Annotated in this window: 19 protein-coding genes; 10 read left to right on the top strand and 9 right to left on the bottom strand. The window is 31.7% G+C overall.

Features of this window, described 5'->3' with window-relative positions; all coding sequences use genetic code 11:
* Positions 1 to 38 precede the first annotated feature (38 nt).
* Entirely contained in the window at positions 39 to 1274 is a 1236-nt protein-coding gene (locus O9267_RS09020) for a metallophosphoesterase (RefSeq protein WP_298178332.1), read from the bottom strand.
* Positions 1275 to 1464: 190 nt separating this feature from the next.
* Between O9267_RS09020 and O9267_RS09015 the strand changes: the two genes are divergently transcribed.
* The 9 genes from O9267_RS09015 (at position 1465) to O9267_RS08975 (ending at position 15143) form a co-directional block, all read left to right on the top strand.
* Complete coding sequence (locus O9267_RS09015) at positions 1465 to 3438, top strand: LamG-like jellyroll fold domain-containing protein (protein ID WP_298178330.1); 1974 nt, start codon at positions 1465 to 1467, stop codon at positions 3436 to 3438.
* Between the two features lie 267 nt (positions 3439 to 3705).
* Positions 3706 to 5331 (top strand): LamG-like jellyroll fold domain-containing protein, encoded by a 1626-nt coding sequence (locus tag O9267_RS09010; RefSeq protein ID WP_298178327.1) that lies wholly within the window; start codon positions 3706 to 3708, stop codon positions 5329 to 5331.
* Between the two features lie 215 nt (positions 5332 to 5546).
* The gene (locus O9267_RS09005; RefSeq protein ID WP_298178324.1) at positions 5547 to 7055 is read left to right on the top strand and encodes a LamG-like jellyroll fold domain-containing protein; all 1509 of its coding nucleotides are present in this window, start codon (positions 5547 to 5549) and stop codon (positions 7053 to 7055) included.
* Between the two features lie 10 nt (positions 7056 to 7065).
* On the top strand, positions 7066 to 7692 hold the full coding sequence (locus O9267_RS09000) for a T9SS type A sorting domain-containing protein (RefSeq protein ID WP_298178322.1): 627 nt from the start codon (positions 7066 to 7068) through the stop codon (positions 7690 to 7692).
* Between the two features lie 105 nt (positions 7693 to 7797).
* Positions 7798 to 8556, top strand: a complete 759-nt coding sequence (locus tag O9267_RS08995; RefSeq protein ID WP_298178321.1) for a LytTR family DNA-binding domain-containing protein — start codon at positions 7798 to 7800, stop codon at positions 8554 to 8556.
* Between the two features lie 3 nt (positions 8557 to 8559).
* Positions 8560 to 10449 (top strand): histidine kinase, encoded by a 1890-nt coding sequence (locus tag O9267_RS08990; protein WP_298178319.1) that lies wholly within the window; start codon positions 8560 to 8562, stop codon positions 10447 to 10449.
* 234 nt (positions 10450 to 10683) lie between these two features.
* Positions 10684 to 13545, top strand: a complete 2862-nt coding sequence (gene polA / locus O9267_RS08985; RefSeq protein WP_298178317.1) for a DNA polymerase I — start codon at positions 10684 to 10686, stop codon at positions 13543 to 13545.
* A 462-nt stretch (positions 13546 to 14007) separates the two neighbouring features.
* Positions 14008 to 14403, top strand: coding sequence for a hypothetical protein (locus tag O9267_RS08980; protein ID WP_298178315.1), 396 nt, complete (start codon positions 14008 to 14010; stop codon positions 14401 to 14403).
* A gap of 8 nt (positions 14404 to 14411) precedes the next feature.
* Entirely contained in the window at positions 14412 to 15143 is a 732-nt protein-coding gene (locus tag O9267_RS08975; RefSeq protein ID WP_298178313.1) for a nicotinamide mononucleotide transporter family protein, read from the top strand.
* On the opposite strand, the gene O9267_RS08970 is transcribed toward O9267_RS08975, so the two are convergent.
* From O9267_RS08970 to O9267_RS08960, 3 genes are all read right to left on the bottom strand, one after another.
* Positions 15135 to 17768 carry a DUF5916 domain-containing protein gene (locus tag O9267_RS08970; RefSeq protein ID WP_298178311.1) on the bottom strand — a complete coding sequence of 878 codons (2634 nt, stop codon included), beginning with the start codon at positions 17766 to 17768 and terminating at the stop codon, positions 15135 to 15137. The genes O9267_RS08975 and O9267_RS08970 overlap by 9 nt on opposite strands.
* A gap of 141 nt (positions 17769 to 17909) precedes the next feature.
* The gene (locus O9267_RS08965) at positions 17910 to 18932 is read right to left on the bottom strand and encodes a LacI family DNA-binding transcriptional regulator (protein ID WP_298178310.1); all 1023 of its coding nucleotides are present in this window, start codon (positions 18930 to 18932) and stop codon (positions 17910 to 17912) included.
* A 248-nt stretch (positions 18933 to 19180) separates the two neighbouring features.
* The gene (locus tag O9267_RS08960; protein ID WP_298178308.1) at positions 19181 to 20044 is read right to left on the bottom strand and encodes a DMT family transporter; all 864 of its coding nucleotides are present in this window, start codon (positions 20042 to 20044) and stop codon (positions 19181 to 19183) included.
* Positions 20045 to 20162: 118 nt separating this feature from the next.
* Between O9267_RS08960 and O9267_RS08955 the strand changes: the two genes are divergently transcribed.
* Entirely contained in the window at positions 20163 to 20495 is a 333-nt protein-coding gene (locus tag O9267_RS08955; protein ID WP_298178307.1) for a heavy metal-associated domain-containing protein, read from the top strand.
* Between the two features lie 357 nt (positions 20496 to 20852).
* On the opposite strand, the gene tsf is transcribed toward O9267_RS08955, so the two are convergent.
* From tsf to O9267_RS08930, 5 genes are all read right to left on the bottom strand, one after another.
* Positions 20853 to 21677, bottom strand: coding sequence for a translation elongation factor Ts (gene tsf, locus O9267_RS08950; protein ID WP_298178306.1), 825 nt, complete (start codon positions 21675 to 21677; stop codon positions 20853 to 20855).
* Between the two features lie 141 nt (positions 21678 to 21818).
* Positions 21819 to 22613 (bottom strand): 30S ribosomal protein S2, encoded by a 795-nt coding sequence (gene rpsB / locus O9267_RS08945; protein WP_298178304.1) that lies wholly within the window; start codon positions 22611 to 22613, stop codon positions 21819 to 21821.
* A gap of 197 nt (positions 22614 to 22810) precedes the next feature.
* The gene (gene rpsI / locus O9267_RS08940; protein ID WP_298178303.1) at positions 22811 to 23197 is read right to left on the bottom strand and encodes a 30S ribosomal protein S9; all 387 of its coding nucleotides are present in this window, start codon (positions 23195 to 23197) and stop codon (positions 22811 to 22813) included.
* A complete protein-coding gene (gene rplM / locus O9267_RS08935; protein ID WP_298178302.1) occupies positions 23197 to 23652 on the bottom strand; it encodes a 50S ribosomal protein L13 in 456 nt (151 codons plus the stop codon). Before rplM ends, rpsI begins: the two co-directional genes overlap by 1 nt.
* 214 nt (positions 23653 to 23866) lie before the next feature.
* Positions 23867 to 25915: a pitrilysin family protein gene (locus O9267_RS08930; RefSeq protein WP_298178301.1), complete on the bottom strand. Its 2049-nt coding sequence runs from the start codon at positions 25913 to 25915 to the stop codon at positions 23867 to 23869.
* Between the last annotated feature and the right edge of the window lie 4 nt (positions 25916 to 25919).

Here is a 25919-nt window from a genome sequence, read left to right as displayed (position 1 = left end):
AAGAAATTTAATAATACAAATGTACTATTTTTAACTAATTATACTACTTTTTTACGTTTTTTTAGCTCTAAAACGGTAATTTCTGGCATTATTCCTACTCTACCAGGATATGCATGAAAACCAAAGCCTCTATTCACGTACAAATATCGTTCCATATTTTCATACAATCCAGCCCATTGCTTATAAACGTATTCTACTGGACTCCATTTTATTATACCAGGAATTTCGATTCCAAACTGAAACCCATGTGTATGTCCAGAAAGCGTTAAATGAAAATCTTTTTTGTGAGTATTAATTTCGGCATCCCAATGACTTGGATCGTGACTCATCAAGATTTTGAAATCTTTTTTAGACAATCCCTCAGAAGCTTTATTCAAATCGCCTACTTTTTTAAATTTTACTCCCCAATTTTCTACACCAACAAGTGCTATTTCGTCGTTTCCTTTTTTGATTTTTGTATTTTCATTCAATAGTAATTTGAAATCTATTTGTTGATGCAAATCTTTGATATCTTCAAAATTTTTATTTTTCGCTTCCTCCGATTTCCAATCTACATATTCTCCATAATCGTGATTTCCAAGAATAGAATATTTTCCAAATTCATGATTTTTTATTTTTTTAAAAGTGTCAATCCATGGATGCATCTCGGTTGCATGTGTATTTACAATATCACCTGTAAATAACAACAAATCAGATTCTTGCTCATTAATTAAATCAACTGCATAACTTATTTTTTCAGGATTATCAAAACTGCCACTATGAATATCCGAAATTTGTGTGATTTTAAATCCATCAAAAGCATCGGGTAAATCATCAAAAAACAAAGTATGTCGTAATACTTTATAATTATACTTGCCTACTGTCATTCCATAAATTAAAGAAAGAAATGGAACAGCTGCTATTCCTAATGCTACTTGACTAACAAAACGTCTTCTTTCTGGTAGAAAAGAGGCTTCCTTATCGTAATTAATAAAATAGTTTTTTGAACCAACTATCAACCGTAAAATATCTTCAAGCAAAAGCACAGAAGTAATTAGCAATTTCGGAATAAGAACCAACAACATCAATCCGATGGTAATCATAAACATGGGTGTTTGCCCAACGCTTCTGTCAAATTTTGTAAACTGATAAACAATAAAAACTATTGCCACTAATGAAATAATTATGTAGCCAAACTGCACCCATTTAACCTTAGTAAATGTTTTAACAGCCTGAAAAGCATAAATTTCTATTACAGCAATGATTAAGAATAATATAAATAAACGAAAAGCCATGATTTGGAAAATTTAAGCAAATTAACGAAGAAACCAAAGACAAAATCATTTCATTATAAAAATTTTAACTAGAGTTGACATTATGAAAATAATTGTGTATTTGATGAAGAATTAATGCCATTTCATGAAAGTAAACTTTTTAATATATTTCTTATTCAGACTTTTGCGACTTAATATAAAAACATTTAACATGAAAAAAATTATACTTTTTATTGCATTTGCCATTATAGGAACGAAAGGAATGGCACAAGCACCAACGAATGGATTGGTAGCTTATTATGGCTTTGAAGGCAATGCATTCAGCCACGACCTATTAAATAATATGACCAATATGACAGCTACATCAGTAACCTACGTTTCTGGCGGAAATGGAACTGGTCAAGCGGCAAGTTTCAACAATTCTGCTTTGAAAACGGTTTCTATTGCTCCTCAAATTACAAACGAATTTACTGTAGCATTTTGGCAGTATAATTCTGCTTCACAAGTTCAACCTTATGCCACAAGATTTGAGTTATTTGGCTCAGCTTTTTATAGAAATAATGGTGGAGCAGGAAGTGCATCGCATGCAAATATATCAATTTCAAATGGTACGTGGGTTGGACCAAATATGACTGTTGATCTTTCAAATAATACTTGGCAACATATAGCGGTGAGATATGACACAAGTGGTGGTTTAAGTGTTTTTGTAAATGGAATTCTTGATGTAACACTTAGTCAATATGTTTCTTTTGCTAATTTAATAAAATACAATACTATTTTTTCAATTGGTGGCGGAGCTGATATTCCAACAGGAAATTTTTTAGCAAATAAAGCTTTTACTGGCTATATTGACGAGGTTTATGTATATAACAGAGGATTAAACAGTGCCGAAATCAATCAGGTAAAAAATAACACTACAGGTGCAGGCGGAATACCTCCAACAATTTTATCTATTTCCCATTTGCCTTCTAGTAATTCGGCTACCGTCGCTTATTCGTTAAATGCGAATAGTAATGCTACTACATCTATTGTGAAATACGGAACAAATGCAGATTATGGTCAAACGGGAGTTTTTCCAAATCAAGTTACTGGACTTTCAGCTTCAGGAAATACAACAACTCCTGGTACTGCTTTTTTACCTAATCTAACACCAAACACTTTCTATTACTACCAAATTATCGCAACAAATTCAGGAGGATCAACAACTTCTACTGTTGGAACATTTACAACAACTTCTTCAGGTGGCGGATTAGCAGGTGGTTTATTAGCGTATTATAATTTTGAAAATAATGATAATAGCTATGATAATGTGCATAATTTAACAAATAACTCAAATCCAAATTATAACCCTACTTTTAGTGCTAGTGCAGGTAAATTTGGTGTAGGTAGAAATTTTGGACTTGGAGGAGGCATATTAACAAATACAAGTATGAGTTCTGCGTTTAATAGCCAGTATTATACCATTGCTTTTTGGGAAAGAAGAACAGTAAATAGCATTCCATATAGCAGCTCTTTTGAATTGTTTGGGTCACATTATATGCGTGTAAGCGGCTCTAATATGTCGGCGGGATATCGAGTTATGTCTAATGGTATCTTTGAAAATGCAGGAATACCAGCAACAACCTATATGAATACTTGGACACATTATGCCTTTGTTTTTGGACCAGTTGATTTAGCCAATCCATCGGGTCCCAAAAATATGAAATGCTATGTAAATGGTGCTTTAGTTGGCACTTCAATGGGGAGTTATGTAAATACTGAAGCTTTACACAAATTTAACAGTGTAATTTCAATAGGAAACGGCACTAATGCCGATGGGACTATTCACGCTTCAAAAGCTTACACTGGATTTTTAGACGAATTTTATATATACAATCGTGCACTTTCGGTTACTGATATTGGTTTTTTGATGAATAATACTGCAGGAATAAGCGTGCTTTCTAATCAATATTTTGCAAAAAACAACCTAAAAGCAACAATCTACCCAAATCCAACTTCAGATAATTTCTCAATTGAAATGGAAAATGAAGTAAAATCAGTTGAAATATATTCTTTACAAGGTCAAAAAGTAATGACTTCTGAATCCAAAAATATAAATGTTTCTAGTTTGTCTAAAGGAATTTATATGGTTCGCATTGAAGATGAAAATAATGCAATTGCTACTCAAAAATTAATAATTAAATAATGATGAAACTGTTTTCAGAATATCGATTACAAATAACAATTGGGTTTTTATATTCTTTTATTTTCTTATTAATTCATTTAAGTTTCTGATTAATAGTTTAGTTTTTAACCGTCACTTTACTCTTGAAGTGACGGTTTTTTTATTTCTAAAATTTACATAACTAATGAAAAAAAGCATTTCATGAAAAAAAAACAAGGTTTCATGAAATGTTAAAATTTAAATCCGCACATATTTAGACTTTTGTCACTTAATTTAAACTATTTATTTATGAAAAAATTATTACTTTTATTTACTTTGTTTTTAGTAGATCTATCTTTTGCCCAAGCACCAACAAATGGATTGGTAGCTTATTATAATTTTGAAAACACTTTAGTTAGTAATGAACCAACGCACAGTTTTACTAATGGCACTGCAACAAATGTTAGTTTTACTGGAGGAAAAGTTGGACAAGGGATTTCATTTGCAGGAGCATCTGCACTAATAAACTCTTCAATGGTTACTTCTGCGAACTTAAACACTAACTGTACCATTGCATGGTGGGAATTTAGAGGCGGAGTTAACCCATTATTGTATTCAATGTCATTAAATTTAAGAAATGGATTAAAATATGGATATGTTGGCACTTCTAATTGTAATGGAGGAACTATATATTATGATAGATATAGACTTGAATATTCAACAACAACAAATAGTTTTTGTCAAACTTTAAATACACACACAGGAGGTCAAAGTGGAGCTTGGCATCATCATGCAATTACTAAAGAAGGTACGATAGTGAAGTATTATTTAGATGGTGTTCTCGCTTGGACACCTTCTACAGGAATGAATCAAGATAATAGTCCGATGAATTCTAATCACGGAAATTTTGTTTTTGGATCTGATGCTTACTCTAATGGAACTGTAGATCCGGCAAGATGTATAACAGGAACTTTGGATGAATTACATATATATCAAAGAGCATTATCTGCTGCTGAAATAGTTACTGTTAAAAACAGTATTGCATTAGCAAGTCCTTCAGTTGCAACACCTGTATTAAAATTTGAATTCAATAATTCTTTAAGTAATGTAGGAAACACAGTGTCATTAATAGATCCTTTAACGGGTACATCTCCAACAGGTGTTGTTTATGTAAACGACCGAAATGGTAATGCTAATAACGCTCTAGGTATGCTAAACAAGTGTTACATGCAAAATGCGTTTACTTTACCTCAAGGTAAAAACCAAAGAACAGTTTCTTTTTGGCTAAACAGAACAAATTTAAACGGTAATTTTTGGACTTGGGGAAATCCCGCTAATAACAGAGCTTACGGTTTTAACGCATCAATTACAAGTATTTTAAGTAATGATGCTTTTGGACCTGGAAACAGCCTAACAACTACCGACACAGGAACTAGCGGCGTTTGGGAGCATTACATACTTACATATGACGGGCTTAATGTTGCAATGTATAAAAATGGTTCTTTGATAGGCTCAGGAACGAAGCCGAACTGGGATACTTTGGGTAACATAATTATATTCGGTAGCTCACCTGATTATAATAATGGTAGCAATTGGGTTGGTAACTTTAAAATAGATGATTTTGAAGTTTACAATACATTTTTCAATTCGATTGAAGCTTTATCATTATATAATTCTCAAAACACATTAAGTTCTCAAAATTTTCAATCTAAAAACCTAAAAGCAACAATCTACCCAAATCCAACTTCAGATAATTTCTCAATTGAAATGGAAAATGAAGTAAAATCAGTTGAAATATATTCTTTACAAGGTCAAAAAGTAATGACTTATAATAGTAAGAATATAAATATTTCTAGTTTGTCTAAAGGAATTTATATGGTTCGCATTGAAGATGAAAATAATGCAATTGCAACAAAAAAATTAATTTTAGAATAGTTAGTTTACATAGTTTTTTAGTTTTTTGGGGGAATTACCGTCACTTTACTCTTGAAGTGGCGGTTTTTTATTTTTATAAAAAAAGCTTTGTGAAAAACGATTGCAATTTCATGAAAGAAAACCTTCGTTTCGTGAAAATCGGAATTCTATTCAAGCTCATTTATAGAATTTTACAAAAATTTTAAAACAAAACATTACTTTAAAAACTACTCTTTATGAAAAAATTATTACTCTCACTATTTTTAATAGTAAATGCAAACTTTATATTTGCACAAATTGCTTTTTCGAGTCTAGCAACTTCGAACATAACTAGCAACTCTGCAAGTTTGAATGCCTATGTGACAATTAACTGTAACAATGGCGGAAATTTTCATGCACAATTTTCAACAAATCCGTCTTTTAGTCCCAGCACCAATGCTACTGGCGGATCGTCATTCGTATCTTATCCAAGAACTATTAACATATCAGGTTTGGCTCCTGGCACTACATACTATTGGAGGTACTATGGTAATTTAGGTACTAATTGTAATCCAACTGTTGTGTATTCACCAACACAATCTTTTACAACTTTACCTGCTAGTATTCCTCCGACTATTCAAAACATAACAACAGCTACTGATAACACAAGTGCAACTATTAATTATTCACTTACTGCAAACAGTACTTCAGCTACTTCTATTATAAAATACGGTCTTACAGACACATCGCTTACAAATCAAGTAACTGGTGGTTCTGCATCGGGTTCTACTAGCACTCCAACATCGGGTATTTTAAACGGATTAACACCAAACACGACCTATTATTATCAAATTGAAGCGACTAATTCAATTGGAACAACAGTATCTCCAATAGGTTCGTTTACAACAACAAATATACTTCCAAATAGTTTAGTTACGGAATATAACTTTAACAACACCTATAATAATGTTTTAGGAAACGCACCTTTTATTTCAAATACTGGAACTTCTTTTACTAGCGACAGAAGCAATACTCCTAATAGTGCATTATACATCAACAATACAGGAACTACATCAACTATTTTAGGATTACCTTATGGAAATAGTGCAAGAACAGTTTCTGTATGGATAAAAATGGCAGTACTTAATTCTTTTGGTTTCAATTTTATTTACAATTATGGGAATTCTACAAATTATTATGGAGCTTACTTCAATAATTCTAATTTATATCACTTTGAAAACGGTAGTAGTCATTATGTAGCTAATACAACCACTGTAAACACTTGGACTCATTATGTATTTACATATAATGGTACTGAATCTAAAATTTATAAAAACGGAGTACTATTAGGTTCAAATACTATTGCATTTAACACTATAAATAATGGGAATTTATTCCGTTTAGGTTTGACAGAAAACGGTGGTCAAAATTATTTTAACGGTACAATAGATGACTTGAAAATATATAATTATGCTATTTCTGATGCAGATGTTACAAGTTTATTTACAAATAACACATTATCATCACAAAACTTCAATTCTCAAAACCTAAAAGCTTCTATCTATCCAAATCCAACTTCAGATAATTTTACTATCGAAATGGAAAACGAAGTAAAATCAGTTGAAATATATTCTATTCAAGGTCAAAAAGTAATGACTTCTAAAGATAAAAATGTGAATGTTTCCAACTTATTAAAAGGAATGTATTTGGTACGTATAGAAGATGAGAATAATGCAATTGCAACTCAAAAATTAATAATTAAATAAGTAAAAAATCATGAAGAAAATTATTTACACCTTGCTTTTTATCACTTTTGCAACTAGTTTAACTAATGCACAGTGCTCACCAATTTGGCCAAATTCTTTATCTGCATCTGCGAGTTCAGCACCTGTTGGTAGTACGGTAACTTTAACACCACTTTATACAGTATTTCCACCATTTAACATAAACCATTATTACAGATGGGTTGATATTACTGCTGGTGGCAACTGCGGGTCAAGCACCGCTTTTTTTGGACAGCAATCTGTTGGTGTAGCATTTCAAGAGACTTCACCACCACTTGTTGCAGGTAATAACATTTTTACTTTGCGTTTTGATTGTTTTACAGGTGTTCAATGTAATCCGCCACTTCAGGTTGTGGTTGTAGGTATTAGTCCGCTAAGTGTAAATGAAAACAAAATAACTAACAATTTTAAAATTTATCCAAATCCAGCAACCAATAATTTCACTATCGAAACAGAAAACGATATAAAATCAGTTGAAATATATTCTATTCAAGGTCAAAAAGTGTTAACTTCAAATTCAAAAAATATAGATGTTTCAAACTTATCAAAAGGAATGTATATGGTTAAAATTGAAGATTCAAATAATTCAGTAGCAACACAAAAATTAGTTTTAGAGTAAAGTAGTAGTTTTTTTTTCAAAAGAAAATGCCGTTCAGCAGAATATTTTCTGTTGGCGGTTTTTCGATTAAAATTTTTTCTTAAATTGTCAAACCAAAACTAACCAATGAAAAAAATTAAAGCTATAATCGTTGATGACGAGCTAAACGCTAGGTTATTAATGCAAAACTTTATAGAAGATCACTGCCCAGAAATTGAACTTGTTGGTGAAGCTGAAGATGTAAAATCTGCTGTCAAAATCATTAACAACAATCCTGTAGATTTGGTTTTTTTGGATGTTGAAATGCCCAATGAAAATGGTTTTGCCTTATTTGATTATTTCAACAAACCGACTTTTGAAACTATCTTTTGCACCGCTTATTCACAATATGCCATCAAAGCTTTTGAAGTTTCGGCAGTTGATTATATTCTTAAACCTATTGGAATTTCCAAACTAAAAGAAGCTGTAGAAAAAGTAGTTTTGAAACATTCTCTAAATCTTCCTCAAACCAATATTGCTATTCTAAAAGAAAACCTTCAAGAGAATAAAATCAAGAAAATTGGTATTCATATAGGAGATGGAATTGTATTTATGGATTTAAATGATATATATTATTTCGAGGCCGATGGTTCGTACACAACTATTCACCACAAAAACGGAAAAGATTTAGCGGTAAAAAAAATCAAACATTTTGAAGATTTACTTTCGTCAGACACTCGTTTTTTCAGAATTCATCGTTCGTATTTTGTAAACATTACTTTGATAAAAAAATACAGCAAAAAAGACGGATTATCTGTCACTTATGATGACAAAATATTACTTCCTATTTCAAGAGAAAAGAAAGAAGAATTTGAAGAATTTATGCAACTAAATAATATTATATAGATTATGACGCTCAAACAAATTTCTTGGATTTTGTTATTAATTGGATTTTGCTCAAATATAAATTCTCAAAGCACCAAAGATAGTTTGCTTGTAGAATTGAAAAAGCATACAAAAATTGATACTACAAGGTGTCGTATACTAAATTTGATTGTTGAAGAAGAACAAGATAATACTATTTCTGAAAAATATAATAATGAGTTATTTAACTTATCTACTAAATTACAAAAAAATAATTTCAATAATAAAATCAAAGCAATTGCTTTACAATATAAAATTACAGCTATTGCAAATAAAGGATATTTTGCTTTGATGAAAGGAAATAGTAAAGTTGCTCTAAATTATTATTTTGAAGCTCTAAAAATTGCAGAACAAACTAATGATGTTCTTCAAAAAATTAGTATTTACAACTCGATTGGAACCATATTTGACGATCAGAACGAAAACACAAAAGCTTTATACTATTACCGAAAAGTAGTTAAAATTGGTACTCAAAATAAAAAGGAAGAAATCACGAGTACCGCACTAAATAACATTGGTTATCTGTATGATAAAATAGAAATCATTGACTCTGCCAAATTTTATTATAATAAAAGTTTAAAAATCAGAGAGAAAATAAAAGACAGTTTGTTAATTGTAAGCACTTTAGCTAATATAGGAAAATTATATGTAAAAGAGAAAAATTATCACCAAGCAATAAAAAACTACAAAATATGTCTTGATTATGAGTTGAAAGTTAATGATAAAATTGGCGCAACTTCTTCGTTATTAAACTTAGCATCGGTATATTATAAAAAAGATAATTTTAAGTTAGCTGAATTTTATGGTCAAAAAAGCTTGAATTTATCTAAAGAAAATAATTATTTGTATGGAGAAATGGAGGCGTATGATAAACTTAAATTTATTTATGAAAAACAAAAAAAATATCAAGACGCTTATGAAATGTATCAACTATACATAAAAACAAAAGATTCAATAAACAATGAGGAAAATAAAAACAGTGCAATTAAAGCCGATTTCAAATACCAAACCGAAAAAAAGGAAGCAAAAATCAAAGAACTAGACCAAAAAAAGAAAATTGCTGAACTTCAATCCAACAAAAAAACCATTCTTATCAATAGTTTTATTATCTCCTTTTTAGCATTAGCCATAATTGCCTATTTCTTATTTTCTCGTTATAAAACGCAAAAGAAAAACGAACTATTAGAAACCAAACTTGCCGAAGCCGAAAAACTCCTTGAAGCTGAAAAGAAAGCAACCGATAGCGAATTAAAAGCATTGAAAAGTCAAATGAATCCGCATTTTATTTTTAATGCACTCAATAGTATTCAAGAACAATTTATGTATGGCGACAAATTAAAAGGCAATGAACAGTTAAGCAACTTTACCTATTTAACACGTCAAATTTTAGAAGTTTCGGGCAAAAAACAGATTACAATTGCTACAGAAATTGATATTCTAACAAAGTATCTCAATCTCGAAAAAATGCGTTTCGCAAAAGATTTTGAATATAAAATTTCAACTTCAAATTCTATTGATGAAGATTACCATAAACTACCGCCAATGCTTATTCAACCTTTTGTAGAAAACAGTATCAAACACGGATTAATGCACAAAAGTGGCTTGAAAACCTTGACAATTGATTTCGATTTGAGTTCAAACGAAGAATATCTTATTTGTACTATTCAAGACAATGGAATTGGTAGAAAAAAATCGGCAGAAATTAAAGCTACTAATCAAGTAAAACATAACTCCTTTTCTACACAATCTATCGAAGACAGATTACATCTTTTAAACGAAAAGTTGCATCTAAACGACTTAATTATTTATACCGATTTAACCGAAAATGGAGTAATCATTGGGACAAAAGTAACTGTAAATATTCCACTAGTCTAGTTTTGCAAAAAAACTAAATTGTAGATATTTAGACCTATTATTATTAATAACAAAACTATAAACAATACATTTTTAGACAAGATTTTCTTCATATTTAAACCCTTAAAATTTCTAACTTTTTACTCAAAATTAGTTCATCATAAAAGATTTTTAGATTTAAAATATATGAATGCAAAGATTTACTTCATGAAATGTAAATTTGATTGATTATTTTTACAGTCAAATTTTATTTTTATGTCACAAAAACGCCTTTACCTTCTAGACGCATACGCACTAATATTTCGCGGTTATTTTGCCTTTATAAAAAACCCAAGAATCAATTCTAAAGGAATGGATACTTCGGCCATTATGGGATTTATGAATGCCTTGATGGACGTTATCAAACGTGAAAAACCCGATCATTTAGCAGTTGCTTTTGATAAAGGTGGAAGCGATTATCGTTACGAAATGTACCAAGAATATAAAGCGCATCGTGACGAAACACCAGAAGCTATCAAAATTGCTGTTCCTTATATTCAAGAACTATTGAAAGCGATGCATATTCCGATTATTGAAGTTTCTGGTTTTGAAGCCGATGATTTAATTGGAACTTTAGCAAAACAAGCCGAAAAAGAAGATTTCAAAGTTTTTATGGTTACGCCAGATAAGGATTTTGCGCAATTGGTTTCCGAAAATATTTTTATGTACAAACCTGCGCGAATGGGTAACGACATTGAAATTTGGGGAATTCCAGAAGTTTTAGAAAAATTTGAAATCGAGAGACCAGAACAAGTAATCGATTTCTTAGGAATGATGGGCGATGCAGCCGATAATATTCCGGGATTGCCTGGCGTTGGTGAAAAAACAGCGAAAAAATTCTTGAAGGAATATGGTTCGATGGAAAATCTTTTAGCAAATACACATCAATTAAAAGGTGCGATTAAAGATAAAATTGAAGCTAATGCTGAGTTGGGATTATTGTCTAAAAAATTAGCCACAATCCTACTCGATTGTCCGGTTGAATTTAATGCCGAAGATTTTGAACTTTCAAAACCTGATGTTGAAAAAACTGACGAATTATTTAACGAATTGGAATTCCGTCAAATGAAAGCACAGTTTGATAAATATTTTGGAACTGGAAAAGAATACGACGAAATTGACACTAATGGAAATGTAACTGAAGCTAGCGCAAGTCAAACTACTTTAAAGAAGCAAATTACAAAAAAATCAAACGAAGATCAATTTGATTTGTTCGGATTTTCTGATGAAGAAAGTGGTGAAGTCAAAACAAATTCGTTCTACGCAACTTTAGAAAACACCAACCATAATTATACGATTATTCAAGGTGAATTGGGTACAAAATTGTTTTTACAAAATTTACTCAATCAAACTTCTGTATGTTTTGATACCGAAACAACTGGAATCGATGCCTTGAATGCTGAATTGGTTGGAATGTCATTTTCTTGGCAAAAAGGCGAAGCATTTTATGTTCCGTTTCCTGAAAATCAAGAAGAAGCACAAATTTTGGTTGATAAATTCAAACCGTTTTTTGAAAATGAAAACATCGAGAAAATTGGTCAAAACATTAAATATGATTTGAAAATTCTTTCTAATTATGGAGTTCAAATCAAAGGAAAATTATTCGATACGATGATTGCGCATTATTTGATAAATCCAGATATGCGTCACAATATGGATGTTTTAAGTGAAACATACTTAAAATATTCTCCAAAATCAATTGAAGATTTAATTGGTAAAAAAGGTAAAAATCAAAAATCAATGCGCGATGTTTCTTTAGAAGAAATCAAAGAATACGCTGCCGAAGATGCCGATGTAACTTATCAATTAAAACAAAATTTCAGTCCAATTCTTGACAAAGCCGAAACCAAAAAGTTATTTGACGAAATCGAAATTCCGTTAATTCCTGTTTTAGCAGCAATGGAATTGGAAGGCATCAATCTTGACGTTCCGTTCTTGAAAGAAATGTCGGTTGAAATGGCAAAAGAAAGTTCTGAATTGGAACAAAAAATATATGAAACCGCTGGTGAGAAATTCAATTTAGCTTCACCGAAACAATTGGGCGACGTTTTATTTGACAAAATGAAAATTGGCGGAGCAAAACAAAAGAAGACCAAAACGGGTCAATACGCAACTGGCGAAGAAATTTTAAGTTATTTAGCCAATGACAATCCAATTGTAAAAGATATTTTGGACTGGCGTCAAATGGTGAAACTGCAAAGCACTTACATCGATGCTTTACCCAACCAAGTTGATAAAAAAACTGGTCGCGTTCACACCGATTATATGCAAACCGTTGCCGCAACTGGGCGTTTGAGTTCTAATAATCCGAATTTGCAGAATATTCCAATTCGTACAGAAAGAGGAAGATTAATTAGAAAAGCATTTATCGCTCGTGATGAAAATTACACCTTGTTATCTGCCGATTATTCGCAAATAGAACTCCGAATTATCGCAGCACTTTCTGGTGAAGAAAATATGATAAAAGCGTTTCAAAATAATGAAGATATTCACAGAAGTACAGCCGCAAAAGTGTTCAACGTTCCGTTAGAAGAAGTTACTAAAGAACAACGTAGCAATGCCAAAACCGTGAATTTCGGAATTATATATGGTGTTTCAGCTTTCGGACTTTCTAATCAAACCGATTTATCAAGAAAAGAAGCCGCAGAATTAATTGATGCCTATTATGCAACGTATCCAAAACTGAAATCTTACATGTCAAATCAAGTTGATTTTGCTAGAGAAAACGGATACGTTCAGACGGTTTTAGGAAGAAGACGTTATTTAAAAGATATCAATTCGGCCAACATGATGGTAAAAAGTGGCGCTGAACGAAATGCAGTAAATGCACCAATTCAAGGTTCGGCAGCTGATATTATCAAAATTGCGATGATTAATATTCATAGGAAATTAACTTCTGAAAATTGGAAATCGAAAATGTTATTGCAAGTACATGACGAACTTGTATTTGACGTTCACAACTCAGAACTAGAAAAAATAAAACCAATGATAAAACACGAAATGGAAAACGCCTTCAAAATGGATGTTCCGTTAGATGTGGAGATTGGAGTTGGTGAAAATTGGTTGGAAGCACATTAGAAAGTTTCGGGTTGCGAGTTTCGGGTTGCAGGTGGCAGATTGCAGATAGCAGGTTTCAGAAAAGTAACTCACACAAAGTTGTCATTCCGTAGGAATCGCATTTGTTAATTTTATGAAGTATTTTATTTTTTTCTTAAAATTCTCTTTTATCCTTCTAATTTCATTTTTTGTCATTGGAACAATTTTTATGACCGTAACTGGGATAACTGGAATCAACAAAACTGTTGGTTGGGCTTGGGATATAACAAAATATATAATTCCGCTTACGATAATTTATTGTTCAACTTACTTGACTTTGTATCTTTTAAAAATAAAACCAAATTTAATTTTTTCAATTTTAAGCATAGTGTTACTTGTAGTTTGTTTTAAGTTTTACAATTTAATTTTCGAATTATTTATTTCAAGCATACTCCTATTTTTATCAAATTGTATTTATTCAATTTATTTGAAATTTAAGAAATAATGCAAGACGATTTCAAACCACCAATAAAATCAAGAAGCACCGAAGATTTATTAAAAATTGTTGGCGCACCCAAAAAATGGAATCCAATTGCATTAAAACTTGCAGAAAATGAACTTTACTACAGAAAAATTGATTCTAAAAAAATTGAACAAGCAAAATATTTAGAAGCGAAAAAAGATCGAATTGAAACTTCTAAAATTGCCAATGAAAGCTTTAATTTTTTTAGTTTTGACCCAACAAACTTATTTATTAATTGGAGTGAAATTTTTATGTTTCTTTTTTCTTGGGAATATGAAAAAGATGGGTTTCTAAAAAAAGCAAGAATTCAACGAAAGTATAGACCAATAATATTATTATTCATTTTGGTAATAATAATTTATACTTTTGTTTCATAAAATAAAACATGTCCAAACTCTCACTTTCCAAAAAATCAATTCAAATTATTAAGTCTATAACCAATAGTACTTATTTAGATTTCATTGGATTGATAATCGTGATTACGGCTTCGATTGCATTAGGCTACCACAACACCGAATACAAATTTACTTTTCAAGGCAAAAACTATGTTTTCTTTTTAGGCTATGTTTCCATTGTCAATACTGGATTGTCGATGATTGGAAATCGATTGGTTACTAAAAAGAATAATATTGGAAACTTTCTTGCTACTTGCAACACTTTCTTGAGTGGTTCTATTGATTATTTGCTTGGAAATGTTGGTGCGATTTTAACTTATCCTGTTTCTTTTGTGGCAAATTATTTGGTTTTTAATACTTGGAAAAAAAACAGAGTTTTGCGTTCAGTCGATTTTATTTTTTACAGAAATATTGTTCTTGGGTTTTTCTTTTCATTGGTTCTAAATTACATTGCATTCAAATATTTATCTGAAAAAGAAATTGATTGGAAATTGTTTTTTGCCATTGCAATTCCGGCAGGAATCACTTTTGGTGGCACTTTTAACACCGCAAGAATGTATCCTGACAACTGGTTTATGTGGCAATTTTATAACATTACAAAGCTTATTCAGAATTTACTTATGATGAATATTGCGAATGTTGCCAAATATTCTTTTTACTTTTTCAATGCCATTATTGGTTACATTACTTGGAATGATGATAGGAAAAAAGCTTTAAAGTAAAAATCTATAAGTAGCTTTTATCAAAAATATATTTTCAGGTTTTCTGCCTAATATTTGCGAATCCAAACCTTTAAATAAATCATCTTTAGGATTGGCTTGACCAAATATTCCTTGTGACCAAACCAAGAAAATTTCAGAACCTGGAATATATTCCCAACGCACAACCAAATTAGAGTTGAATGAAACTTGAGAAAAGTCTGGATTACCAATGCTGTAATCTGTTGTTCCATCAATATCTTCATCAACATTATACACATCATTTAATGAATCAAAACTAATTTGATTATTGCTAAATGTAGAAATTCGATCGCCATAATATTTTGCAACTGGATTAGTTACTTTATTAAATGATTTATAATTACCATTAGAAATAAAGGGTTGTCCGTAATACTGAATTGTCAAATTTGGGTTTATAGAATAATCCATTCTAATAATTGCGCTCAGGGTTTTTTGGGTCAAATCGGCCGTAATATATCTTGGATTTGAATTGTAACTGGCTTCGTCAACATACTGTGTTTTGCTTATATTTAGCACATAATTCGGATTGATTGAAATCGTAAATGAATTTATGGGTTGGTATTGAAATCCAAAATCATATTCCAAATAAGAAAAAGAATCATCTTTGCCTTGCGAGTGAATAATTCCTGTACTAAATCTGATTTTTTTTCTCGAATCTGAATTGATAAAAATATTTTTGAAAAACTCTTCAGAATATCTAAATCTTGGACCGCCTTGCAGAATTGTATTGGTATAAATTATAGGTTTATAAATCATTTCGGCGTTGATATTCCAATTGCTTTTTAAACTTGCATTGCTACTTACAGCATATTGAATACGATTGAAATTTCCATCAAAATCGTAGCTAGAAAATTGAGAGAATTGTGTATTTATCCTTCTAAACTGCCCAAAAGGTTTTAATGTTTGATGATTTAAAAAGGCATATTGTCTTAACTCATCTGCTTGACGCAAAAATCCAACATCATTTAGTTCTAATTCGGGCGAACGCCAAACAAAAATACCGCTATAACGCCAATGACCAACACTTGCTTTTCCAATTTCAAATCGACCACCAGTTCCAGTTAATGATGTTCTGCTTTCATCAACTTCAACATGACTTGCATCAACTCTTTGGAACAAATGCGTTAAACTGGTTTGAGTTGCTGCAATTGCCTCTTCACTTCCAATAACATGGCTAGTAACAATATTTCCTGAGAAAAAGTATTTTCTTTTTTTCCAATTATGTTGAAAATCAATTCCCGCCGTATAAGCAGATTTTCTTAAAAAACTTAAATCGTTACCTTGCAAGTTTCTATTAGTTGCCGTGAAAATTCCTCCAATGAAACTATTTCTGTTATTGAAATCTTTTTGAGCTCTTCCAACAAAATAGTTGGTTAATGGCTCAACCATTTCTTTTCTTTTATTGATATTGTCATCAATTTTGGCAAATTCGCTATCAGTTAAACTTTCAAGAACACCTAGCGACCAGCCATTTTTTGTTTTCCCGCTGAATTTTGCTGCACCTAGAATTGTTGAGTTGTTAGGTTGCTTTACAAACTCATTGTCAGATGGATTTGCTCTTCCTTGCGGACTTCTACCAATTCTTCTTGAATAAAATAAATTATCTTGATTATCGGCAAATCTGTAATTGAAAATATTTTTATTTTCTACAAAAAACGGTCTTCTTTCTTCAAAAAATATTTGAAAACCATCCAAAGCAATGGCAGCAGGATCGGCTTCTACTTGACCGAAATCGGGATTTATGGTTAAATCTAAAGTTAAATCGTTTGTAACACCAATTTTGGCATCCAATCCGCCATTAAATTTTCTATTTTCTCCATCTCTAAATGGATTTCCTTCTTCTTTAGGATACGTTTCGAGTTGAGAAACCACAAAAGGTTGTATTTCTAATTGTTTTTGAGGTTCAATATTTACCAAGCCTCTAAGTTCACCAAACTCGCTAACCCAACCTGGTGCATCTTGCGGAATTCGTTGCCAAGTGGAACGTTCTTCTGCTCTAAAAAATCTTCGCTGTACTTGCAAACCCCAAATTTGCTCAGCATTATTTCCAAACTTCAATTGACTTAAAGGAATTTTTACTTCGGCAGTCCAACCTTCTTCATCAATATTGGTTTTCATGTACCAAATAGGATTCCAGCTTCCATCCCAATTATTTCCATTATCCGAAATAAACTCATCTCCTTTTACTCCCGAAACCGAAGTTGTAAATGAAAAACCAGTTCGTTTATCGTTATAACTATCAATATTTACTTCTACCCAATCACCTTCAAAACCATCACGTCTTGATAATCTTTTTACAATTTTGCTGGGTTCTTTGTCGTAGCATCTAAAAGCAAAATAAATATAGTTTTTGTCATAAACAATTTTGAATTTTGTTTGCTCGGTTGGTGCCGTATTTTCGTCTGGTTCACGCTCTATGAAGTCGCCTGCCCAATCTACGATTTCCCAACTTTTATCATCAATAACACCATCAATAGTTGGCGATTCTGTTGAATCTAGAAATCTTGTTGTGTAACTTTTCTTTTCAATGACATTTTTTTCTTGTGCCCTTATTTGCAGATTACACAAAAGAAAAAATAGACTTAGAATTTTGATTGATGATTTCATGATTAGTGATGATTGTTTTTTAATAGACAAGTAATACGCAAAATTGTTACAGTTTAGTATAAGCATTTTTAAACTTTAACGTTTAAACATAAAAAAACCATCACTTTTTTGGGTGATGGCTTTTGATATTTATTATTAAAATTAAATCTTTTTGGTCGATTCTCTTTGTCTTAATTCAGTTTTTACAATTGTCGTTTTGTGATTGTAAATTTCTTCTTTGCTTTCAAGTTTTTCGATAAGCATTTTAGTAGCGACTTCACCTATTTCTGGTCCGTGTTGACTTACAGTTGATAAACTTGGCGTTAATCTTCTGGACCAAACACCATCAGCAAATCCTATTACTGAAAGTTCTTCAGGAATTTTTAATCCTTTTTTGATTCCTAATTTCATTGCCGTTACAGATGCGTGCTCATCAAGTGCGAAAACAGCATCCACTTTATTTTTATCAAAAAATCCAGCTACTTTTGCATCAAAATCATCTGCCGTTTCAGCAAGTACGATTAAATTTTCATCAGCCTTTAATCCTTTGGCTTCAATTGCCTGATAGAAACCTTTGGCTCTTAATTTTCCAACACTCAAATTATCGATTGAAGAAAATAAAGCTATTTTTTTACAACCAGTTTTAATCAAATGATTAGTCGCATCAATCGCAGAATCGAAATCATCTACAACTACTTTATCACAATTTACTTCTTCGGCAATTCTATCAAACATAACAATTGGCGTTCCTTCGCTAATAATTGATTTGAAGTGATCAAACTGTTGGAGTTTTTGTGCTTCTTCAGAAATTGATAAGATAAAACCATCAATAGTTCCGTTGCTCAGCATTTCTAGAGCGTTTATTTCTTTTTCGAGCGATTCATTTGAAATACAAGTAATTACTTTATATCCTTTTTCATCGGCTACTTTCTCAATTCCTGTGAAAACTTTTGCAAAAAACTGATTTAAAATATTGGGAATAATAACACCAATCGTACGAGTAGAACGATTTTTAAGATTCAAACCAATCATATTAGGCTTGTAATTCTTTAATTTGGCATATTCTTGAATTTTTACCTTGGTTGGTTCGCTAATTTCTGGACTGTCGTTCAATGCTTTTGAAACGGTAGAAACAGAAACGCCCAATTCCTTTGCAATTTGTTTAAGAGTAGCTTTTGCTTTCATATAGGATAAATTGAAATGTAAAATTAAGAAAACTTATCGTATTAACAAGATGAAAGATTGTAGATAATAGAGAAAAAAATATTGCTTCTAAGTTCTTGATATATTCTCTTTTCAAGAAATATAAATAAGATGTTCTAAAAGGCTATACGTTTACTATAAACAATCGTCACGTCGAGTGATTTTCTATTTTGAAAACGCTAATTTTTGAAATAGAAAATTTTATCGAGAACCTATGGAAAACTTGAAAATCATTTTTTACTCGACAAATAAACGCCAAATAAAATAATAAGTGCTCCTACCAATTGAATTGCACTCAAAACTTCACTATCGACCAAACCCCAAAAGAAGGCAACAACTGGAATTAAATACGTCACAGATGTAGCAAAAACAGGTGACGAAATTTGAATTAATTTAAAGAAAATAATGTTGGCAATACCAGTTCCTACAACACCTAAAATTAGCACAAATAACATGGAATGCTGTGTTTGAGGCAACTGAAAAACCTGAAAAAAATCTGAAAAAGATAAAATTAGTAAAGCGGGAAGCAACATAACCGAAAAATTTCCTGTCGAAATACTTAACGGACTTAAGTCAGAAAGATATTTTTTTAAAAGATTGACATTCGTTGCATAACAAATCGATGCAATAATTACCAAAATGGCATAATAATTCTGTTCAGGATGTGTAGCTGCACCATTTAGAATTAGTATGGCACTTCCAACCAATCCAATAATTACACCTATGATTTGACTTCTTTTAGGCGTTAATCCAAAAGCTAAAATGCCAATTAACAATGTATTCATTGGCGTTAATGAATTCAAAATAGAACTTATCGAACTATCAATTTGAGTTTGTGCAATTGCGAAAAGAAAAGCTGGAATAAACGTTCCGAATAAACCCGTTAGAGCAATATATTTCCATTTATTTTGTGGAATTTGCGGTAAGGTTTTGAAACCAATTACCAAAAGAAAAATTGCGGAGAAAATAATTCGCAAAGAACCTAACTGAATAGGTGTTAAACCCACTAATCCTCTTTTTATTAAAATAAAAGAACTTCCCCAAATTAAGGCTAAAACCAGTAGAAAAAGCCATTTTTTATTGTTTGTTTCCATGCAAATAATTGAAGCGCAAAATTGGTATAATTTTATGATAGTTTGCTACTTTTTTTTGTAAATTTGTTATTAATTATAATTTACTAATTCAATGAATATCTCCAAATTATTTGTACTAATGTCAGTGATAGCCACATTAGTAACTAGTTGTAAAAAAGAAGTGGCAGCTACCGATGCTATCGCAAAAACAGAAACTAAAGTTATAGCTGAAGCAAAAAAACCTGCTAAAGCATCATTAACTGTTGAAGGAATGACTTGTGCGATTGGATGCGCTAAGACGATAGAAGAAGATCTTTCTAAAATGGAAGGTGTTCAAAAAGCAGTTGTAGATTTTGATTCAAAAATTGCTTCTATTGATTATGATGCGGCTGTTTTATCTCCAGATAATTTAGTCAAAACGGTAACATCTGCTGCTGATGGTAAAACATATAGTGTTTCAAGTGTGAAGTAAATTTAGGAGCGAATGGCTTGGGCTTTTCGACGATCCTTATTCCCGCTTTTCGTTACAATAAAAATGCTTCCAAACAATGGAAGCATTTTTATTTTCACTGCAATCGGGGCTAGTTAGTGAATCATTTTTATAAATTTATCATTCAACAACAAGCTTTTTATCTTAATTACTATTCATTAATTCCCCACAGTTTGTCTTTCCAGAGGAATAACAAAAATCTGTGTAAATCAGTGTAATCCGTGGCAAATAAAGAGACGCTTCCAGCGTGACAAACAATGAGATTAGTTCACTGTATAAAAACTAAAAAGGATGTTTGAAAAATCAAACATCCTTTTTTTATTGTAGTTTTTAGAAATATTATCCTAAAGCAGCTCTTCTGAAACCAGTAACTACAAGACTTTTATCCAAAGATTGAACGTATTGAGCAACACTCAATTTACCATCTTTAATGTAATCTTGGTTTACTAATGTATTGTCTTTGAAGAAACGTTGTAATTTTCCTTTAGCGATACTATCAAGCATAGCTTCTGGCTTTCCTTCTTGACGTAATAAATCTTTAGCGATTTCGATTTCTTTAGCAATAGTTTCAGAATCAACACCATCTTCGTTTAATGCGATTGGAGACATTGCTGCCGCTTGCATTGCTACGTTTCTAGCTACTTCATCACCACCAGCTACATTTGCAGAAAGTGAAACTAAAGTTGCGATTTTGTTACCAGCGTGGATGTAAGAACCAACGAAAGTTCCTTCTAATCTTTCAAAAGAACCGATTTCGATTTTTTCTCCGATTACACCTGTTTGCTCAATTAATTTTTCAGCAACTGTGATTCCATTGAAATCAGCTGCTAAGAAAGATTCTTTATCTTTAAAGTTCAAAGCAAGATTAGCTAAGTCTGTAGCTAATTTTACAAAACCTTCATTTTTACCTACGAAGTCAGTTTCACAGTTAAGAGAAACTACAACACCTTCTGTTTTTGCATCATTCACAACAGCGATAACAGCACCTTCAGTAGATTCTCTATCAGATCTGTTAGCTGCTACTTTTTGTCCTTTTTTACGAAGGTTTTCGATTGCTAAATCAAAATCTCCATCAGCTTCAACAAGTGCTTTTTTGCAGTCCATCATTCCTGCACCTGTAGCTGTTCTTAATTTATTTACGTCTGCAGCAGTAATTGTTGCCATATTGTTTTATATTAAATGTTTTAAATTTTTGTAAAAAAAGAAATTCCAATTTACAAATCCCAAATTCCAATTTTACTAAATCATCAAATTATTGACAACTTTTTGGAATTTGGAATTTATAGTTTGGAATTTACTATGTTTTTATTCTTCAGTTTTAGTTTCAGTAACTTCTTCAGTAGCAGCTTCTGCTACAACCTCTTCAGTTTCTTCACTAACTTCAGCAGCTTCTTCTGGAGTTGCATCAGAATTTCTGTTAGCAAGACCATCAATAACAGCAGCTGTTACTAAAGATAAAATTTTATCAATTGATTTAGAAGCATCATCATTTGCAGGAATTACATAATCAACCTCACGTGGGTCAGAGTTTGTATCAACCATTGCAAAAACTGGAATGTTTAATTTTTGAGCTTCTTTAATAGCAATGTGCTCTGCTTTAATATCTACTACGAATAAAGCAGCAGGAAGACGTGACATATCAGCGATAGAACCTAAGTTTTTCTCTAATTTAGCACGAAGACGATCTACTTGTAAACGTTCTTTTTTAGATAAAGTCATGAAAGTACCATCTTTCTTCATTTTATCGATAGAAGACATTTTTTTAACCGCTTTTCTGATAGTAACAAAGTTAGTCAACATTCCACCAGGCCATCTTTCAGTGATGTACGGCATGTTAGCTGCTTTTGCTTTTTCAGCAACGATATCTTTAGCTTGTTTTTTGGTAGCAACGAATAATATTTTTCTACCAGATGCAGCAATTTTTTTCATAGCTTCGTTAGCTTCTTCAATTTTTGCTGCAGTTTTATATAGATTGATAATGTGAATACCATTACGTTCCATATAAATATAAGGAGCCATGTTTGGATCCCATTTTCTAGTCATGTGTCCGAAATGAACACCTGCTTCTAGTAATTCTTTTACTTCTACTTTGTTTGACATTTTTTTCTTAGTTTACGTTCTGTTGAATTAGCAATGCTTTTTAGACTTTAAGATGTTAACTTTAAGACATTAGACGCATTTAGATGCTAAACTAATTCTCACCTTAGTGAGCAACAATAACATTGTTATAATTAATACTTTGAATAATTTTTTGAAAGACACCTTTGCCAAAGCTCAGTGTAACAATCAAATAGTGATTAACGTTTAGAGAATTGGAATCTCTTACGAGCTTTTTTCTGACCGAATTTTTTACGTTCAACCATTCTTGGGTCTCTTGTTAACAAACCTTCTGGTTTAAGTATAGCTCTGTTTCCTTCGCCTACTTCACACATTACTCTTGCTAATGCCATACGTACCGCTTCAGCTTGACCAGTTGAACCACCACCATAAACATTTACTTTTACATCATAGTTGGTTACATTTTCAGTCATTGTCATTGGCTGTAACACTTTATATTGTAAAGTTGCTGTTGGAAAATAAGTTGCGAATGGTTTTTTATTTACAACGATTACTCCAGTACCTTCAGACACATATACACGTGCAACTGCGGTTTTTCTTCTACCTATTTTGTGAATAACTCCCATTACTTAAGATCATTAAGGTTAACTGTTCTAGGTTTTTGAGCTCCTTGTTTGTGCTCAGAACCTACAACAACATTTAAATTTCTGAAAAGTTCAGCTCCTAATTTGTTTTTAGGCAACATTCCTTTTACTGCTTTTTCTACTAAAGCTGCTGGGTTTTTTGATTGCAAAACTTTAGCAGTTAAAGTTCTTTGTCCTCCTGGATACCCTGTATGACGCATGTAAATTTTGTCATCCATTTTAGTACCTGTAAGGTTGATTTTTTCTGAATTGATAACAATTACGTTATCTCCACAATCAACGTGTGGTGTGTAACTTGGCTTGTACTTACCTCTCAAAATCATAGCGACTTTGGAAGCCAAACGGCCCAAGTTGTGTCCGTCAGCGTCTACCACAATCCATTCTTTGGATACGGTTGCTTTGCTTGCTGATACTGTTTTGTAGCTTAATGCGTTCACAATAAATTATTTTTAATTAAACATTCCATCCCATAATAGGGGTTGCAAAAGTACAAATTATATTTATAAATCCAAATAGCTGGAAAAGATTATTTTACAAGTCTTTTTTTATCTATTTTTTTGAGTAAAATTTGAATCGGAAAAGGAACTAACTATTTAAAAAAAAGACCATCAAAAATGACAGCCTTTCTATTGCAGAATAATTTTTTAGGTTTTATTGAAAGTCACTATCCTGAACACCTTCATTGATTTTTACATCGGTTGTGGCAAATTCAAGTTCTTGACCTTGCATATCCATTTTCAAAGTGTAAGGAAATTTTAAACCTTTAATATCTATATAATTATCGTAAAAAATAACTTGAGTGTTTTTTTGACCGTTTGCTTCACTCTCCATTTTGGCGCAAACTCTATAACCTGATTTTACATCATAATATAAGGTAGTTCTTTCTACTTGAACTGCGTAAGCATCATTTCCGTTGATAGATTCGACTGCTACAAGTTTTGTATTTAGGTTTTTCATTAAATTTAATTCAAAAAACGGATGCGCTTGACTTTGCATTTCTTTTAAATCTTGTCCTTCAATTGGTTTTTTCTGACCTTGAACCGTCATGTAACCTTCTTTTTCGTTTACAACTTGTTTCATGAAGGTCATTCCCATTCCTTTTAATTCAGATGAAAATTTATTAGATGAAGTTGCTTTAGTAATCATTTCGAGTTCTGTTCCTTGAATACTTCCTTTAGCTAATGTCAAAACCGTTTTTACTTTTGAAATTGCTTTTTCGCCACCAACTGCTTTAATATAATTTTCAAAAATCATTTTAGGCGTTACACCTTCTGGAATTGGTTTTGACACAACCGGTTTTTCGACTGGATTTCCGTATTTGTCAAAAAAGAACATCGGGATTTTCAAACTTTCAAGACCAATAAGCGTTTCAGATGCTTTACCAGTAATTACAACACGTAAATTATCCGCTTGAATATATTTGTTTGCTACTCTCATCACATCTTCAGCCGTTACAGCATTGATGTTTTTGATATAATTTTCATAGAAATCGGCTGGTAAACCTTCTTTTTGAATATTTAATGCATATTGTGCGATAGTTTGCGGTTTTTCTATTTGCATTACAAATTTTCCAACATAACCTGCTTTTACATTTTTCAAATTTTCGGCATCTACCAATTCAGTTCTGATTCTTTTGATTTCTTTCAAAAATTCAACTACTGCACTATCCGTTACAGCATTTCTTACTTGAGAATTCGCTTTGAATTTGACTGCACTATATTTATTTGCACCAATACCAGAACGCGCACCATAAGTCCAGCCATGTGCTTCACGCAGATTCATATTAAGGTAACTATTAAAATCACCCCCTAAAACTTGGTTCATTACAATAACTGGAAAATAATCGGCGTCTGATAATTTCAAATTGGTAGTATTTACAACCGAAATTTCAGATTGCACCGCATTTGGCATATCCACAAAATTGATTTGAGTGAATTGTACATTCTTAGGATCAGAATAAGTTAATTTTGGCGCAGTAGCTTTCGGCCATGAACTGAATAGACTTTCAACCAAAGCTTTAATTTCTTTAAATTTCACATCGCCAATAATAACCAAATAAGCATTTTCTGGAACGAAATACGAATTGTAGTTAAGTTTAACGTCTTCTAAAGTTACATTTTTGATGGTTTGTTCAGAAATATATTCGCCATTAGGATGATTTATACCAAATGCTAAAACATTTTCGACTCTACCAGCAACAGCGGCAACACTCTTTTCTTCTGTTTTTAGACCTTCTATAAGTTTTTCTTTTTCTTTATCAAGTTCTTCTTGCGTGAAATTTGGGCTCAAAGAACCTTCGGCCATCAACTCTAAAATTCGTTTTGCATATTTAGACAATCCACTTGCCGAAGCTCCTGAAGAATAAAAATTAATTTCGGCACCCAAAAAATCAATTTCTTCATTGAATTTGTCTTTTGGTGTTTTCAATGTTCCGTTACCAACAAGTGCGCTGGTTAGATTATCAACTCCTTTTTTAGTTCCTTCAGCATACGGCGTATTGTCGGTAGAAAGACTAAAGGAAACTCTTGGTAACTTATGATTTTCGACTACCATAACAGTTAAGCCGTTTTGCAACTTAAAAGTTTCTGGTTTGTTAATGTTGATTTTTGGAGCTGCTCCTGGTTTTGGCTGAGTTCTATCTTGTGCTTGCATAATAAGTGTAAAAAACAAGCTTGTAACTATAATTACTGCTTTTTTCATGATG

Origin of the sequence: Flavobacterium sp. (assembly GCF_027531705.1) — a bacterium.
Classification (GTDB): Bacteria; Bacteroidota; Bacteroidia; order Flavobacteriales; family Flavobacteriaceae; genus Flavobacterium.
The sequence above is the reverse complement of the archived record's forward strand: the minus strand, read 5'-3'. Positions and strand labels throughout refer to the sequence as shown.